Source organism: Phenylobacterium deserti (assembly GCF_003254705.1).
GTDB lineage: Bacteria > Pseudomonadota > Alphaproteobacteria > Caulobacterales > Caulobacteraceae > Phenylobacterium > Phenylobacterium deserti.
Window position 1 is genome coordinate 826,228 of the sequence record NZ_QFYR01000001.1, and the last position, 15,486, is coordinate 841,713.

A 15,486-nucleotide genomic window follows, 5' to 3' on the forward strand; every position below is an offset into this window, starting at 1 on the left:
GCGCTCCGTTGCTACACCCCTAGACGTCCACCTCGGCGTCGAGGGCGTTGGCTTGGATGAACTCGCGGCGGGGTTCGACCAGGTCGCCCATGAGGCGGGTGAACATGTCGTCGGCGTCGTCGGCGTGGGTGACCTTGACCTGCAGCAGGGTGCGGGCTTCGGCGTCCAGGGTGGTTTCCCACAGCTGCTCGGGGTTCATCTCGCCCAGGCCTTTGTAGCGCTGGATGGAGAGACCCTTGCGGCCGTTGTCCATGACCGCGTTGACGAGGTCGATGGGGCCGCGGACGGTGGTCGACTTGTCCTTGCGCAGGAATGTGGCGGGGGCGGCGAAGACCTCGGCCAGTTCCTTGGAGCGCTCGGCCAGGCGGCGGGCGTCGGCGGCGTGCAGCAGCAGGTCGTCCAGCACGATGCGTTCAGAGACGCCGCGCTTGACCCGGCTGAAGACATAGCCGCCGCCCTCGCCCTTTTCGCCGGTCCAGGCGCCGTCGCCTTCTTCGGCGTAGAGGTCGAGGCGCTTGGCCGCCGCAACCATGTCGCCGCCGCCGTCGGCGAACAGGCCGGACAGAGCCGCCTGTTCGATGGCGAAGGCCGGTGCGCGGGTCGACAGTCGCTCAACGTTCGACTTAGCGCCGCGGGAGGTGTTCACCAGCGCCAGCAGGTCGCGGCCGCTGAGCCGTTCGCCCGAGGACAGGGTCAGGGTCGAGCCGTCCAGGCCCTCGTCGACCAGATAGGTCTCGAGCTCGGAGTCGTCCTTCAGGTAGCGGGAGGACTTGCCTTTGGCCGCCTTATAGAGCGGCGGCTGGGCGATATAGAGGTAGCCGCGCTCGATCACCTCCGGCATCTGCCGGTAGAAGAAGGTGAGCAGCAGGGTCCGGATGTGGGCGCCGTCGACGTCGGCGTCCGTCATGATGACGATCTTGTGGTAGCGCAGCTTGTCGATGTTGAAGTCGTCGCGGCCGATGCCGGCGCCGAGCGCGGTGATCAGGGTGCCCACCTGGTCCGACGACAGCATCTTGTCGAAGCGGGCGCGCTCCACGTTCAGGATCTTGCCGCGCAGGGGCAGGATGGCCTGGTTCTCGCGGTTGCGCGCCTGCTTGGCCGAGCCGCCGGCCGAGTCGCCCTCCACCAGGAAGATCTCGGACTTGGCCGGGTCCTTTTCCGAGCAGTCGGCGAGCTTGCCGGGCAGGGAGGTGATGTCCAGGGCCGACTTGCGGCGGGTCAGTTCGCGGGCCTTGCGGGCCGCCTCACGCGCCGCCGCCGCTTCCGCGATCTTCTGGACGATCATCTTGGCTTCGTTGGGGTGCTCCTCGAACCAGGTGGAGAGGCCCTCGTTGACGAGGTTCTCCACGGCCGGGCGCACTTCGGACGAGACCAGCTTGTCCTTGGTCTGGGACGAGAACTTCGGGTCCGGCACCTTGACCGACAGGACGCAGGTCAGGCCTTCGCGGGCGTCTTCACCGGAGACCGAGACCTTCTCCCGCTTGGTCGCGCCGGAGCTTTCCGCATAGCCGGTGATGATGCGGGTCAGGGCCGAGCGGAAGGCCGCCAGGTGGGTGCCGCCGTCCCGCTGCGGAATGTTGTTGGTGAAGCACAGGACGTTCTCGTGGTAGCCGTCGTTCCACCAGAGCGACAGGTCCAGCTCAACCGTGTCGCGCTTGCCGCGGACCACGATCGGCTCCTTCATCAGGGGCGTCTTGGCCTTGTCGAGGTGGCGCACGAAGGCCTCGATGCCGCCCTCGTAGCGCATCATCTCCTCGAACGGCTCGGCCTCGCGCAGGTCCTTGAGCCAGATGGTCACGCCCGAGTTCAGGAAGGCGAGCTCGCGCAGGCGGTGTTCCAGCGTCTTTCGGTCGAACTCGATGAACGAGAAGGTGTCGGTCGACGGCATGAAGGTGACTTCGGTGCCGGTCAGGAACTCGCCATTGGCCCGCAGGGGCGCCTTGCCGGTGATGGCGAGGGGCGAGACGGGGTCGCCGCGGCGGAACTCCATCTCGTGCGTCATGCCGCCGCGGTAGATCTTGAGCTTCAGCGAGTCGGACAGCGCGTTCACCACCGAGACGCCCACGCCGTGCAGACCGCCGGACACCTTGTAGGAGTTCTGGTCGAACTTACCGCCGGCGTGCAGCTGGGTCATGATGACCTCGGCGGCCGAGACGCCTTCGCCCTCGTGGATGTCCGTGGGGATGCCGCGGCCGTCGTCGGTGACGGTGCACGAGCCGTCGGCGTTGAGGATCACTTCCACGCGGCTGGCGTAGCCGGCCAGGGTTTCGTCGATGGCGTTGTCCACCACCTCGTAGACCATGTGGTGGAGGCCCGAGCCGTCGTCGGTGTCCCCGATGTACATGCCGGGGCGCTTGCGGACCGCGTCCAGGCCCTTCAGCACCTTGATGGACTCCGCGCCGTACTCGGCCGCGCCGTTGCCGTTCGTCTCGATCTCTTCGCTCATCTGTCGTCCAGTCGGCGGCGCCGGGTTGAGGGCGGCCCTGCCCTGCGGCGTGCGCAGGGGGTCCGAGGCGCCGGTTTGGCGTCAGGCGCCCGCGACTCACGCGCGCGCCCGCGATTCAATAGAGGCAATATAGGGATCACGGCGGATTTGGCACGCTTTTGCGCGCCGCAGCGGAGGCAAAATCGTCGCCCCTTCCAAGGGTCCACAACCACAGGCTAAGGTTGTGGCTCGCTGGAGCCGCTCGTATGTCCGCAGTCTGGATGCTTGCCGCTGTCGCCTTGGCCGCACCAACCGAGCTCAAGCCGCACGGCGGGATGATCACGCAGCCCGATTGGCAGGAGACGCCCTCGCCCGAGCAGCTCTCCCAAGCTTATCCGAAGTTCGGTTACCTGTTCTGGCTGGAGGCGCGCGTGACGCTCGACTGCCGGGTCACGATCCACGGGGCGCTGGAGGCCTGCAAAGTCGGCGATGTAACGCACAAGGACTTCGGCTTCGAGGAGGCGGCGTTGAGCATGGCGCGCTTCTTCCGGATGCGGCCGGAGACCCGCAACGGAGAGCCAGTGGCCGGCGCCAGCGTGCGCGTGCCGATCCGCTTCAAGCTGCCCGAACCTCCACCGGCGCCGAAGCTGCCAGCGGAGCCCGCCACTCCGGCCCTGCGGGAACTTGCGGTGAAGTGGGTGGACGCCGGTGGCGGCATCGAGGCGTATGACGCGAGCTTCGAGCGCTTGGCCAGCACGCTCGACTGTAAGGCGGATGCCTGTCTCCACGCAGAACGCCGCAAGGCTACCGCCCAGGCGCTGCGAGCCGCGGCCGACGCAAACAGGAGCAAGGTCCGCGAAGACCTCCTGCGAATATTGACCGCCGATCTGACCGAAGCGGATTTGCGCGATCTGATCGCGTTCGCCTCCACGCCGGCTGGCGCGAGCGTCTTGAAGAGAGATCAAGATGAGCATGAGCTGACCGCCGCGCTCGTGCTTGAGCAGCGACGCCGGATGGCGATCGAAGGCCAAGCCGAGTTCTGCAAGCGCTGGGACTGCAAGGCGCCGACGGTAGATGAGGCCAAGGAGGCGCTCGCTATCGCGGCCCGGTCCCTCGACCTGCCGAATCCCGCCTGGTCTCAATGGCCGCCGGTCCAAGCCATGCGGGCCCAGCGACCGCCGCTGGCAAAGATCGTCAACTTGGCCGGCTCCGCGCGGCTGGAGTGCACGGTCGGTGAGAACGGGGTGCTGACCCGATGCGAGGCGGCGGACGAGGCGCCCAAGGGGATTGGCTTTGGCGCAGCCGCGCTGAGGATGCGCGGCTTCTTCAAGATCAACCCGGTGCAAATGGCGCAGGGCGGCTACGGCAAAACCACAGCGGTGATCGTTCCCTTCCTTCCGGAGCCGCAGCCGCCTTCCACCTTCGCTGCGCCCAAGCCGCGGTCGGAACACGCCCTGCAGCTGGCGCTGGCGGCTCTCTCCACCGAACAAGACCGAGCCTTGCAGAACGCCTGGAAGGTCGAAGTCGCCGAGCGGCTGAAGGCGGAGCCCTTGCCGGATGCGTCTCCTCAGGCGCAGGCAGCGTTGATCGCCGCCACAGCGACGGCGGGCGAGAAGGTCGGCGCCGAGATGCTGCGGCATCGTGCGGCGGCGCTCAGCCAGCGACTTACAGACGACGAGCTACGCACCGCCGCAATCTTCTGGCGGTCACCCTTGGGGCAGCGGCTACGGCTCAGCCGCTCCCGCAACCAGCTCGCTTATCAGGAAATGGGGATGCACCACGTGTGGATGGTGCACGCCGAAACGGGCAAGCGTCTTTGCGAAGCCTTGGGCTGCGAAGCAGCCCTTGAGCCTGCACAGCAGCAGCGGTCCCAGGTGGATCGCGTAAAGCCCGACACCTGAGAACCGATGGTGCGCTCCCTCAGCCGATCTCCGTAAGCCCTGCGGAGTCCACCGCAAAGCCCTGGGCGCGGCCGGCGAGGCCTTCGAAGAGGTGCTCGTCGGTGCCGGTGAGGAAGGCCTGCAGGCCGAGGGCCTCGATCTCGTCGAACAAGGCGGTGCGGCGGCGGCGGTCGAGGTGGGCGGCGACCTCGTCCAGCAAAAGGATGGGGCCGGGCTGGCCGGGCGCGCGAGCCAGGCGCGCGGCCTGGGCCAGGACCAGGTTCAGGATCAGAGCCTTTTGCTCGCCGGTGGAGCATTCGGCGGCCGGGCGATCTTTTTCGGCGTGCACCACCGCAAGGTCGCCGCGGTGCGGGCCGGTGAGGGCCCGGCCCGCCGCGGCGTCGCGCTCGCGGGCCTGGCGCAGGGCAGCGGCGAGACGGGCCTCGATGTCGGCGATCTCCGCCCCCGCGCCGGCCATCTGCTCCCAGTCGCCGGTGAGGGCGAGGCGGGCCTGGGGGAACGGGCGCTCGCCGCGGCTGTCGATCTCGGCCTGCAGCGCCTCCAGGGCGCGGGCGCGGGAGTCGGCCATAAGGGCGCCGGCTTCGGCCAGGCGGGCTTCCAGAGCGTCCAGCCAGGCGGGATCGGCAGGGCCGTCGGTGAGCAGGCGCATCCGCTCGCGCTGGGCCTTCTCGTAGGCCGCGGCGTGGGCGGCGTGGCGCGGCTCGGCGGCGAACACCAGGCGGTCGAAGAAGCGGCGGCGATCTCCGGCGCCTTCCAGAAACAGACGGTCCTGGGCCGGGGTGAGCCAGACCTGGCGGACGTGGTCGGCGAGACGGCCGGGCGGGGCGGGCTCGCCTTCGACGCGGACGATGCGGCGGCTGGCGCCGGCCTGCTCGACGCCGGTGCCCAGGCGCACCTCGTCTTCGCCGGACTGCACCGTGGCGGCCACGGCCCAGGCGCGGCCGGTGCGCTCGCCCGGCAGACGGCGGCCCACCTCCGCAAGGCTGGAGCCGCGCAGACCCTTGCCGGGCATGAAGAAGCTGACGGCCTCCAGGAGGTTGGTCTTGCCCGCGCCGTTGGGGCCCACCAGGAACACGGGCCGGCCGGTGAGCGCGAGCTCCGCCCGCTCGTACGAGCGGAAGTCGGTGAGGATCAGGCGTGTGAGGGCCGTGGAGGTCACCGCCCGGTCATACAGGGTTTTGGAGATCGCGGGAGAGAACCTCCACGTCCGGTTTCCGCGTGCATGGCCGCAAAGCTTGCGCCTATGTTCGCGGCGAGCTTTTGAGCCGGGGGGCCGCCAATGAACCAGACCGACAAGGCCGAGCGGTTCGCCGCCCTGCACCGCGGCGCCGAGATCCTGGTGCTGCCCAACGCGTGGGACGCGGCCAGCGCGGCTCTGATGGAAGCGGCGGGAGCCAAGGCGGTGGCGACCTCGTCGGCGGCGGTGGCCTGGGCGCACGGCTACCCGGATGGAGACGCCCTGCCGCTGGACCGGCTGATCGCCACAATCGAGGCGGCGGCCCGGAACCTCACCGTCCCGCTGAGCGCCGACATCGAGGGCGGCTACACCGACGACCTCCAAGAGCTGGCCGACACCGTGCGGCGGGTGATCGGCGCGGGCGCGGTGGGGATCAACCTGGAGGACGGCCTGCGCACGCCGGATCTCGCCGCCCGCAAGGTGGAAGCTGCGCGCAAGGCGGCGGAAGCGGAAGGCGCGGCGCTGTTCATCAACGCCCGCACGGACGTCTACCTGCGGAACCTGAGCGAGGGGCACGCGGCCTACGTGGAAGCGATCACCCGGGCCGAGCTCTATCGCGCAGCCGGGGCGAGCGGGATCTTCATCCCAGGGCCGACGGACGAGGACCTCATCGGCCGGCTGGCTGATGCGGTGCGCCTGCCTCTGAACGTGATGGGACGGGCCGGCGCGCCCTCGGCGGCGCGACTGCAGGCGCTGGGCGTTCGCCGGTTGAGCTCCGCGACGGCGCCGTTCCGCGTCGCCTATGCCGCCATGGCCGCGCAGGTGGCGGACTATCTGGCGAGCGGCGACAGCTCAGCCCTGGCCGCGGCGGGCCAGGGGCTGCCGGACCTCAACGCGCGCTTTGCGGACTGAAGCAGCGATGGCCGACTACGACGCGCTGATGGCGCAGGCTGACGCCGCGCGGGGAAGCCGGCGGCGGGGCGAGGCCGAAGCGCTTTACCGGCAGGCGATCCAGGCGGCTCCGGAGCGGCCTGAGCCGTTGCACTACCTGGCGGGCCTGAGGGTGCTGGCGGGCGACCTTGCCGAGGCGGAGGCGCTGTATCGCGCGGCTCTGGCGCGGGATGGGTCGGCGGACGCCTCGGCCCGGGGCCTGGCGTCGGTGCTGCTTGAGCAGGGGCGCTACCGGGAAGGCTTCGCCTACTGGGAAGCGCGGCACCAGCTGGCGCGGATGGCCAAGCCGCCGTTGCCGTTTGCGGAGTGGCGAGGCGAGCCGATCGCCGGAAAGCGGCTGCTAGTGTGGCCCGAGCAGGGGTTCGGCGACCAGATCCAGTTCGCCCGCTTCCTGCCGATGCTGCAGGCTCGGGGGGCGGAGCTGACGGTGTTCTGCCGGCCGGGGCTGGAGCGGCTGCTGTCGCAGTGGCCGGGCGTCGACGTGAGGCCGGCGGACGGCCCGGTGGAGTTCCCCGACCCGGACTACTGGGTGATGTTCTGTTCGCTAGCCGGGCGCATGGGCTTGGAGGTCGGCGACATCCCGGGCGGGGCTTATCTGCGAGCCCCCCAGGAGGGCCCCTCCCCGCCGGCGGGCGCCCGGATCGGGGTGATGACAGCCGGTAATCCGGAGCATGGCAACGACGCTCACCGATCCCTGCCGGCCGAGCAGGCGGCGCGGCTGCACGCCCTGCCAGGGACGATCGACTTGTCGCCGGCCAGCACCGGGGCGCGGGACTTCGCCGACACCGCCAAGATCATCGCCGGGCTCGATCTCGTCATTTCGGTGGACACCTCGGCGGCGCACCTGGCGGGCGCCCTGGGCCGGCCGTGCTGGACCTTGCTGCCGGCGGTGGGCACCGACTGGCGCTGGATGCACGGAAGGCGCGACACGCCCTGGTACGAGAGCATGCGGCTCTACCGCCAGCCGGGCGAAGGGCGATGGGCCGAGGTGGTGGACCAGGTGCTGGAAGATGCCGCTGGCCTGAACGGTCGCAGATGACCTGAGCGCTCGGCGGCCCTATCTTCCGCCCATGACCGACATCCTCGACGCCGCCGACGCTTCCGCGCCCGTGACCCTGGACGAGATCCCGCGTGAGCCGACGCAGGACGGGCCGAAGGTCCGGCTCTATCTGATCGACGGCTCGGGCTTCATTTTCCGGGCGTTCCACGCCCTGCCGCCGCTGACCCGCAAGAGCGACGGCCTGCCGATCGGCGCCGTGTCTGGCTTCTGCAACATGCTTTGGAAGCTGCTGGTGGATATGAAAGCCTCCGACGAGGCGCCTACCCACTTGGCTGTGGTGTTCGACAAGTCCGAGCAGACGTTCCGCAAGGATCTCTACGCCGACTACAAGGCGCACCGTCCGCCGCCGCCGGAGGATCTGGTTCCGCAGTTTCCGCTGGTGCGGGAAGCCACGCGAGCGTTCGGCGTGCCGTGTCTGGAGCTGTCCGGCTACGAAGCCGACGACCTCATCGCCGCCTACGCCTGCAAGGTGCGAGACCTGGGCGGCGAGGTGGTCATCGTCTCGTCCGACAAGGACCTGATGCAACTGGTCGGGCCGCAGGTGTCGATGCTCGACACCATGAAGAACGTGAAGATCGGACCTGAACAGGTCGTCGAGAAATTCGGCGTCCCGCCGGAGAAGGTCGTCGATGTGCAGGCGCTCTGCGGCGATTCGGTGGACAACGTGCCGGGCGCGCCGGGGATCGGCATCAAGACCGCGTCGGCGCTGATCCTCGAATACGGCGACATCGACACGCTTCTGGCGCGCGCCGGAGAGATCAAGCAGCAGAAGCGTCGCGAAACGCTGATCAACTTCGCCGACCAGATCCGGCTGTCGCGTGAGCTGGTTCGGCTGGACTGCGACACGCCCTTGCCCGAGCCGATCGACAGCCTGGCGGTGCAGGAGCCGGGCCCCGAGCTTGCGGCGTTCCTGGAGGACATGGGTTTCCGCACGCTGGCTCGCCGCATCACGGACGCCAAGTCGGGCGCCGGCGCGCCCGCCACGCCCACCGCGGAAGCCAAGGCGCCCGCCCGGCCGCAGCACGGCGCCATCGACGTCAACGCCTACCAGTGCGTTCGCGACGTGGAGACCCTGGACGCCTGGATCGCCCGCGCCCGCACGGCGGGGATCGTTGCGTTCGACACCGAGACGGACGCCCTGTCGTCAGCCAGCGCCGAGCTTTGCGGCGTGTCCCTGGCCGTTGCGCCGGGCGAGGCTTGCTACATTCCGGTGGGGCATCAGCACGAAAGCGACGGCGGCCTCGACTTTGAGGCCAAGGAGCACCTGGAGCAGATCCCCTGCGAGGAGGTGATCGCCCGCCTGAAGCCCCTGCTGGAAGACCCCTCGGTGCTGAAAGTGGCGCAGAACGCCAAATACGACATGGCGGTGCTGTCGCGATACGGGATCGAGGTGGGTCCCATCGAGGACACCATGCTGATCTCGTTCGTGCTGGAAGGCGGGCTGCACAAGAGCCACGGCATGGACGAGCTGTCCAAGCGGTGGCTGGAGCACGAACCCATCAGCTTCAAGACGGTGGCCGGCACGGGCAAGGGGCAGAAGAGCTTCAAGCACGTGGCTCTGAGCGAGGCGACCTGCTACGCGGCCGAGGACTCCGACGTCACCCTGCGCCTGTACGAGCACCTGCGGCCGCGCCTGGCGCACGAAGGTCTGCTGGGCGTCTACGAGACGGTCGAGCGGCCAATGCCCAAGGTGCTGGCCGACATGGAGCTGGCGGGCGTCAAGGTCGACCCCGAGCAGCTGCGCATTCTGTCCAACGACTTCTCAGTCCGGATGGCCGAGCTGGAGACCAAGGCGCACGAACTGGCCGGGCGGCCGTTCAACCTGGGCTCGCCCAAGCAGATCGGCGAGATCCTGTTCGCGGAGATGGGGCTGTCGAGCGGCAAGAAGACCGCCACCGGCGCCATGTCGACAGACGCCTCCCTGCTGGAAGACCTGGCGGCGCAAGGCCACGAGCTGCCGCGCACCCTGCTGGACTGGCGCCAGCTGTCGAAGCTGAAGGGCACCTACACGGACAACCTGATCGAGGCGATCTCGCCGAAGACGGGGCGGGTGCACACCTCCTTCAGCCTGGCGGCGGCCACCACCGGGCGCCTGGCGTCGTCGGACCCCAACCTGCAGAACATCCCGATTCGCACGGAGGAAGGTCGCAAGATCCGCCGCGCCTTCATCGCCGAGCCGGGTCATGTGCTGATCAGCGCCGACTACAGCCAGATCGAGCTGCGCCTGCTGGCCCACATCGGCGACATTCCGCAGCTGAAGCGGGCGTTCGCCGAGGGCCTCGACATCCACGCCATGACCGCGTCGGAGATGTTCGGCGTGCCGGTGGAAGGCATGCCCGCGGAGACGCGGCGGCGCGCCAAGGCCATCAACTTCGGCATCGTCTACGGCATCTCGGCCTTCGGGCTCTCGAACCAGCTGTCGATCCCGCGCGAAGAGGCCAGCGCCTACATCAAGACCTACTTCGAGCGGTTCCCCGGGATCCGCAGCTACATGGATCGCATGCAGCAGCAGGTCCGGGCAGAGGCGTTCGTCACCACCATCTTCGGGCGCAAGGTCCACATCCCGGCGGCCCGCGGCAAGAGCCAGGCGGAACGCAGCTTCGCCGACCGCGCCGCCATCAACGCGCCGATCCAGGGCGCGGCCGCCGACGTGATCCGCCGGGCGATGATCCGCATGCCGGGCGCGCTGGAGAAGGCGGGGCTGCAGGCCAGGATGCTGCTGCAGGTGCACGACGAACTGGTGTTCGAAGCGCCCGAGGCTGAAGCCGACCGGGTCATCGAAGTGGCCAAGCAGGTGATGGAGCGGGCGGCCGAGCCGGCGATCTCGCTGTCCGTGCCGCTTGTGGTGGAAGCCCGCGCGGCCGCCAACTGGGACGACGCGCACTAGGGCCGATGCACGCCCGTGCTTAGCCAGGAGGAGAGAGGCTCAGCCGATGCGGCGCTGGCTGCGGGCCTGGATCAGGCTTTGGCTGTCGCCATACAGGCGCACGGCGGTCAGCACGCCGGTGGCGTAGGCTCCAGTGTCGATGCCGATCCGGCAGGGCGTGAGCTGCGCCTCTTCGGACGGGGTGTGCCCGTGGACGATCACCTTGCCGAAGGGGCCGCGGTCGCGGATGAACTCGTGGCGGATCCAGAGCAGGTCGCGTTCGGACTGGTCTTCCAGCGCCACGCCCGGCCGCACACCCGCGTGGACGAAGGCGTAGTCGCCCACCACGCGCATGAGCTCGAGTTGCTGGTAGAAGGCGCGGTGCGAGGCCGGTAGAGCGGCGTTGAGGGCGTCCCGGGTCGCGGCCCAGGTGTCGGAGTCCATGCGGGTGGACGGCGGCTGCACGCCATAGGCCGCCAGGGTCGCCCCGCCGCCGTGATCGAGCCAGGTCGAGCCGAAGCCCGGGTCCTGCACGAACTGCATCAGGGCTTCCTCGTGGTTGCCCTTCAGCACGGTGACGTCGAAGGCCGGGTCGGACTTCAGGGTCAGGATCAGATCGACGACGCCGCGGCTGTCGGGACCACGATCCACGTAGTCGCCCAGGAAGATCAGGACCGGCCGCTCGGGCGGGCGGGTGGCCAGCACATCGTTGGCGATGTCGCGGACCAGCATCTGCAACACGTCCAGGCGGCCATGAACGTCGCCTACCGCATAGACGAGCCGCCCGCCGGTGGACGGCAGGACTTCACGGGAACGCTTCTGGCCCAACAGTCGGGAGAACACGGCGAACTCTTCCGGCTTACGCCCGTGGATTGAGCCCAGGATAGGCCCCGTGTCGCCCACCTACAACGCAAGGGCGTCTGAAAGCTAGGCTGCGATGTCGTGTGGACGTCGTGCCGCGGCCGGTTGCGCAATCAAGAAGCGCTCCATCAGCTGACCGAGGCGGTCAATGTCGCCGATGTGCGAGAAGGTTCCTGGTGGAGCCGAGGGGAGTCGAACCCCTGACCTCCTCATTGCGAACGAGGCGCTCTACCAACTGAGCTACGGCCCCAGGAAGGCGCGGAATAAGTCGCGTGTTGGGTGCGCTGTCAAGCGGCCATTGCGGGTCAGCCTGCCGAACAACCGGCGGCCGGGGCGGCGGCGGCTTTGCGTTGCGGCGAAAGATCGCTAGAAGCGGCGCATGGCCGCCATCGTCGACTTCGCGATCTCGCTGCTCCAGGCGCTGATTCAGCTCTTCATCTGGGCCTTGATCATCAATGCCGTGCTGTCGTGGCTGATCGCCTTCAACGTGATCAATGTCCGCAACAGCTTCGTCTACAACGTGGTGCGTTTCCTGGACCGGGTGACCGCGCCTGTGATGGCGCCGTTCCAGCGCATCATCCCGCCGCTGGGCGGCGTGGACATCAGCCCGATCATCGTGATCATCGTGCTGCAGCTGGCCAGCTCCAAGCTGCTGACGCCGCTGAAGTACTATCTGATGTCGGTGCTCGGCTAGGCATGCGCCTGGCCGTGCGGGCGACGCCCCGCGGCGGACGTGATGCGATCGACGGCTGGACCAGGGACGAGGCCGGACGGCCCGTGCTGAAGGTCCGCGTGTCGGCGGCGGCCAGCGAAGGCGCGGCCAATGCGGCCGTGCTGGCTCTGCTGGCCAAGAGCCTGGGCATCCCCAAGTCGCGCCTGAGCCTGGCGCGCGGCGACACATCCCGCCTGAAGCAGATCGAAGCCGAAGGCGTGACGCCCGAGGACCTGGCCCGCGCCTTCGGGGCGCCGCCCGGCTGACGGGAACAACCGGCGCCCGCACCCGCTTCCTTGCCGACCATCAACGGAGGCCCGCCATGCCCGAGAACCAGTCCCAGCCCAACATGTCCGGCCAGACCAGCCCTACGGCCGACACCCGCCTGACGCCGCAGGAGAACCCGTCTTTCGCGGACGCAGGCCCGTCCGACACCGAAGCGGCGCACGCGCCGGAGGAAGGCGGCGCGGTGCGCGACCCGCGCCTGCAGACCGAAGAAGCCATTGACCGGATGGCTGACCAAAACCACGGCAGCCTGGATGGCCACCCGTCCAAGGATCTGTCCGGCGAGGCCCAGACCGGCGAACGGCTGGGCGAGCGGGGCAACCGCCTGGGAAGCTGAATTTTTCTCCGGACGGGCCGGAACATGCTCTTTTGAGGCGTGTTGATGGCCCGGACGGCTCTGATCCTTCCTGTCGGATCGAGCAGTCCAGATCGGCCCGGCCCACACCCCTGGCATCCCCCCGACCAAGGTCGGGCCGATCTTCCTTAAGTGGGCGCCCAGGCCTGTGGCGTCAGGCGCGCTCGAGCTTGCGCGACAGGGTTTCCAGCACCCGCAAGGTCGCGGCCAGGTCGGCCGGATCCATGTCGGCGAACAGCTCTTCCTGAAGATCGGCGACGATCTCCTGGGCTTGGTCGATCACCGGCTCGGCGCCCGGCTTCAGATGCACCACCTTGGCGCGGCGATCACCGCTGTGCGCGCGCCGCTCCACCCAGTTCTGCGCTTCCAGCGCATCGATCAGCCGCACGATGGTGGGCTCTTCCACGCCAAGACGCTGGGACAGTTCGCGTTGGACCACGCCGCTGGAGGAGCCGGCGATCTCAACCAAAGCGGCACAGCGTGCGTCGGTCTGGCCGATGATCTTGAGCCGCTCATTAAGACGCGCGCGCCAGCGGCGCCCGGCAAGTTGAAGGCCCTGAGCCACCGCGGACCGCATGTCGTCGCCGCAGTTCTGCATACTGAGACCTTGCACCCTCGAAGCTCCTGAACATTGAACGCCATCCCGGAACCGTCCGGGTACATGAGGAAACGCCGGGCCCGTTAGTGAACCCCAGCCTCTTGTATGCAAGTGCGACAATCTGCCCGGACAAACGGGGCAAACACAACGCCAGGTAAGTAAACCCGGCGAACGCCGATACCACACACCTATCAATAAGGGAGTTCAGCAGGTTGCATCCGCTCAGCACGCGGCGTCGCCCAACTGGCCAAGGACAATGCTTAACCAGCTAAGTAACTGATTCATAACGAGCGAAATCTCCAATTCGCGCACCGACGTCAGAAGACTCGTTGCGCTATGGAGCCGCTACTCGTGCTGAATAACCTTAAGTTCTCCTGGAAACTGATCCTCGCCTTCACCGCCCTCGTCCTAGTGACCATGGCTGGCGATGCGCTGGTCCTCGCGAAGATCAACGAGATCCGCGTGGCGTCGGAGAAGAACGACCGCACCTACGACCTGTCGATGGACGTCCAGGTCATGTTCCGCGGGCTGGTTGAGCAGCAAAACGCTATCCGCGGCTTCGTGTTGGCCAACGACCCCGCGTTCCTGGAGACGTACCAAGAGAACGCCGCCGCGGTGGACAAGGCGATCGACCACTTCGCCAGCTTGACCAGCAGCCCGGAGCAAAAGGAACGGGCGCTGAAGCTGAAGGAGCAGTTCGCCGCCTGGCGGGTGGAGTACGGCGAGCGCCCGCTGGAGCTGTCCAGAGACCCGGCGACGCGGCCGCAGGCTTACGAGATCATGGGCAAGAAGACGCTGGGCGCTCTGCGCGCGGCCATCGACGAGATCTCCCGCGATCAGGACAAGATTCAGAACGAGCGGATGGAGGCCCAGAAGGAGGACATCCGAACGGCGACCTTCGTGCTGATCGGCGGGGCCGTGGTCGCCCTGATCAGCTCGCTGATGATCGCCTGGCTGCTGGCCAAGACCGTCGCCCAGCCCGTGGTGCGGATGACCAACGCCATGCGCAAGCTGGCCGCGGGCGACAACACCGTCGAAGTGCCGGGCGCGGGCCGCAAGGACGAGATCGGCGACATGGCCGGGGCGGTGCAGAGCTTCAAGGACGCGGCGATCGAGAAGCTGCGCCTGGAAGGCATGACCGCCGAACAGCACAAGGCGGCCGAAGAGGAGCGTCGCCGCACCGAGGCGGCCAAGGCCGAAGCCGCCCGCCAGCTGTCCGACGTGGTGGAGAACGTGGCTTCGGGCCTGGAGAAGCTGTCCAAGGGCGAGCTGACCTTCCGCATCGATCAGGCCTTCCCGGCCGAGTACGAAAAGCTGCGGGCCGACTTCAACGAAGCCATGCAGACCCTGCAGGACACCATGAAGGTGATCAGCGGGGCGGCCCACGGCATCCGCTCGGGCACCGACGAGATCAGCCAGGCGTCCGAGGACCTGTCACGCCGCACCGAGCAGCAGGCAGCGAGCCTGGAAGAGACGGCGGCGGCCCTGGACGAGATCACCGCCACGGTTCGCAAGACGTCCGAGGGCGCGAATCACGCTCGCGAGGTGGTCTCCACCGCCAAGCGCGACGCCGAACATTCCGGCGAGGTGGTGCGCCAGGCGATCAGCGCCATGACCGGCATCGAGCAGTCCTCGAATCAGATCGGCAACATCATCGGGGTGATCGACGAGATCGCCTTCCAAACCAACCTGCTGGCCCTCAACGCGGGGGTGGAAGCCGCGCGCGCCGGGGATGCGGGCAAGGGCTTTGCGGTGGTCGCCTCCGAGGTGCGGGCGCTGGCCCAGCGCTCGGCCGACGCCGCCAAGGAGATCAAGACGCTGATCTCCGCGTCCAGCACCCAGGTCGAGCAGGGCGTAACTTTGGTCGGTCAAACCGGCGAGGCTCTTAACCGTATCGTCACCCAGGTCGCGGACATCAATAGCGTGGTCTCGGAAATCGCGGCCTCGGCTCAGGAGCAGGCGACCGGCCTGCAGCAGGTGAATACGGCGGTGAACCAGATGGATCAGGTCACCCAACAGAACGCCGCGATGGTCGAGCAATCGACTGCCGCGAGCCATTCCCTGTCCCAGGAAACCGAAGAGCTGGCCCGCCTCGTGGGCCGCTTCCAGGTGGGCGCACCGAGCATCGTGTCTCCGACCCGGCGAGGCGCTCCGGCGCCCGCAGCCGCTCCGGCGAAGTCCGCGGCGGCCCAACCGGGTCTCAAGACCCTGTCCACCCACGCCGGCGGCGGCGGCGCGTTGCGCAAGCCCCAACCGGTCCACGCTCACGACACCTGGGAAGAATTCTGAGGCGAG

The 15,486-nt window shown here is 68.4% G+C and carries 12 protein-coding genes and 1 tRNA gene; 8 read left to right on the forward strand and 5 right to left on the reverse strand.

The genetic code is table 11. The features are described from left to right. Window positions 1–19: 19 nt before the first annotated feature. Complete coding sequence (gyrB, locus tag DJ018_RS04105; RefSeq protein ID WP_111513599.1) at window positions 20–2,446, reverse strand: DNA topoisomerase (ATP-hydrolyzing) subunit B; 2,427 nt, start codon at window positions 2,444–2,446, stop codon at window positions 20–22. Between the two features lie 158 nt (window positions 2,447–2,604). Between gyrB and DJ018_RS04110 the strand changes: the two genes are divergently transcribed. Continuing rightward, the gene (locus tag DJ018_RS04110; protein ID WP_133254211.1) at window positions 2,605–4,326 is read left to right on the forward strand and encodes a TonB family protein; all 1,722 of its coding nucleotides are present in this window, start codon (window positions 2,605–2,607) and stop codon (window positions 4,324–4,326) included. Between the two features lie 19 nt (window positions 4,327–4,345). On the opposite strand, the gene recF is transcribed toward DJ018_RS04110, so the two are convergent. Then, on the reverse strand, window positions 4,346–5,485 hold the full coding sequence (recF, locus tag DJ018_RS04115; protein ID WP_111513601.1) for a DNA replication/repair protein RecF: 1,140 nt from the start codon (window positions 5,483–5,485) through the stop codon (window positions 4,346–4,348). A 120-nt stretch (window positions 5,486–5,605) separates the two neighbouring features. On the opposite strand from recF, the gene DJ018_RS04120 reads away from it, so the two are divergent. Genes DJ018_RS04120 through polA form a run of 3 tightly spaced genes read left to right on the forward strand, consistent with a single transcriptional unit; the run spans window position 5,606 to window position 10,401 of the window. Continuing rightward, window positions 5,606–6,415, forward strand: coding sequence for an isocitrate lyase/PEP mutase family protein (locus DJ018_RS04120; RefSeq protein WP_111513602.1), 810 nt, complete (start codon window positions 5,606–5,608; stop codon window positions 6,413–6,415). A 7-nt stretch (window positions 6,416–6,422) separates the two neighbouring features. Further along, on the forward strand, window positions 6,423–7,493 hold the full coding sequence (locus DJ018_RS04125; protein ID WP_111513603.1) for a glycosyltransferase family 9 protein: 1,071 nt from the start codon (window positions 6,423–6,425) through the stop codon (window positions 7,491–7,493). Between the two features lie 31 nt (window positions 7,494–7,524). After that, window positions 7,525–10,401, forward strand: coding sequence for a DNA polymerase I (polA, locus tag DJ018_RS04130; RefSeq protein ID WP_111513604.1), 2,877 nt, complete (start codon window positions 7,525–7,527; stop codon window positions 10,399–10,401). 39 nt (window positions 10,402–10,440) lie between these two features. Here the strand turns inward: polA and DJ018_RS04135 are convergent, their stop codons facing one another. Both DJ018_RS04135 and DJ018_RS04140 read right to left on the reverse strand, forming a co-directional pair. After that, a complete protein-coding gene (locus DJ018_RS04135) occupies window positions 10,441–11,223 on the reverse strand; it encodes a metallophosphoesterase family protein (protein ID WP_111513605.1) in 783 nt (260 codons plus the stop codon). Window positions 11,224–11,415: 192 nt separating this feature from the next. Then, window positions 11,416–11,491 (reverse strand) — tRNA-Ala (locus DJ018_RS04140). 129 nt (window positions 11,492–11,620) lie between these two features. Between DJ018_RS04140 and DJ018_RS04145 the strand changes: the two genes are divergently transcribed. The 3 genes from DJ018_RS04145 to DJ018_RS04155 are packed head-to-tail and all read left to right on the forward strand — an operon-like array spanning window position 11,621 to window position 12,575. Next, complete coding sequence (locus DJ018_RS04145; RefSeq protein ID WP_111513606.1) at window positions 11,621–11,935, forward strand: YggT family protein; 315 nt, start codon at window positions 11,621–11,623, stop codon at window positions 11,933–11,935. Window positions 11,936–11,937: 2 nt separating this feature from the next. Beyond that, window positions 11,938–12,219, forward strand: coding sequence for a DUF167 family protein (locus tag DJ018_RS04150; RefSeq protein WP_111513607.1), 282 nt, complete (start codon window positions 11,938–11,940; stop codon window positions 12,217–12,219). Window positions 12,220–12,275: 56 nt separating this feature from the next. Then, complete coding sequence (locus tag DJ018_RS04155) at window positions 12,276–12,575, forward strand: hypothetical protein (protein WP_111513608.1); 300 nt, start codon at window positions 12,276–12,278, stop codon at window positions 12,573–12,575. Window positions 12,576–12,747: 172 nt separating this feature from the next. Here the strand turns inward: DJ018_RS04155 and DJ018_RS04160 are convergent, their stop codons facing one another. Continuing rightward, window positions 12,748–13,206 (reverse strand): MarR family winged helix-turn-helix transcriptional regulator, encoded by a 459-nt coding sequence (locus DJ018_RS04160; protein ID WP_240609446.1) that lies wholly within the window; start codon window positions 13,204–13,206, stop codon window positions 12,748–12,750. A gap of 336 nt (window positions 13,207–13,542) precedes the next feature. Here DJ018_RS04160 and DJ018_RS04165 point away from each other — a divergent pair, with 336 nt between their 5' ends. Further along, the gene (locus DJ018_RS04165) at window positions 13,543–15,480 is read left to right on the forward strand and encodes a methyl-accepting chemotaxis protein (RefSeq protein ID WP_240609447.1); all 1,938 of its coding nucleotides are present in this window, start codon (window positions 13,543–13,545) and stop codon (window positions 15,478–15,480) included. The last annotated feature ends 6 nt before the right edge of the window (window positions 15,481–15,486 follow it).

Coding starts and splice junctions, on each gene's coding strand:
- DJ018_RS04150 (WP_111513607.1), top strand. CDS start 11,938: ATGCGCCTGGCCGTGCGGGCGACGCCCCGCGGCGGACGTGATGCGATC.
- DJ018_RS04120 (WP_111513602.1), top strand. CDS start 5,606: ATGAACCAGACCGACAAGGCCGAGCGGTTCGCCGCCCTGCACCGCGGC.
- polA (WP_111513604.1), top strand. CDS start 7,525: ATGACCGACATCCTCGACGCCGCCGACGCTTCCGCGCCCGTGACCCTG.
- DJ018_RS04125 (WP_111513603.1), top strand. CDS start 6,423: ATGGCCGACTACGACGCGCTGATGGCGCAGGCTGACGCCGCGCGGGGA.
- gyrB (WP_111513599.1), bottom strand. CDS start 2,446: ATGAGCGAAGAGATCGAGACGAACGGCAACGGCGCGGCCGAGTACGGC.
- DJ018_RS04155 (WP_111513608.1), top strand. CDS start 12,276: ATGCCCGAGAACCAGTCCCAGCCCAACATGTCCGGCCAGACCAGCCCT.
- DJ018_RS04145 (WP_111513606.1), top strand. CDS start 11,621: ATGGCCGCCATCGTCGACTTCGCGATCTCGCTGCTCCAGGCGCTGATT.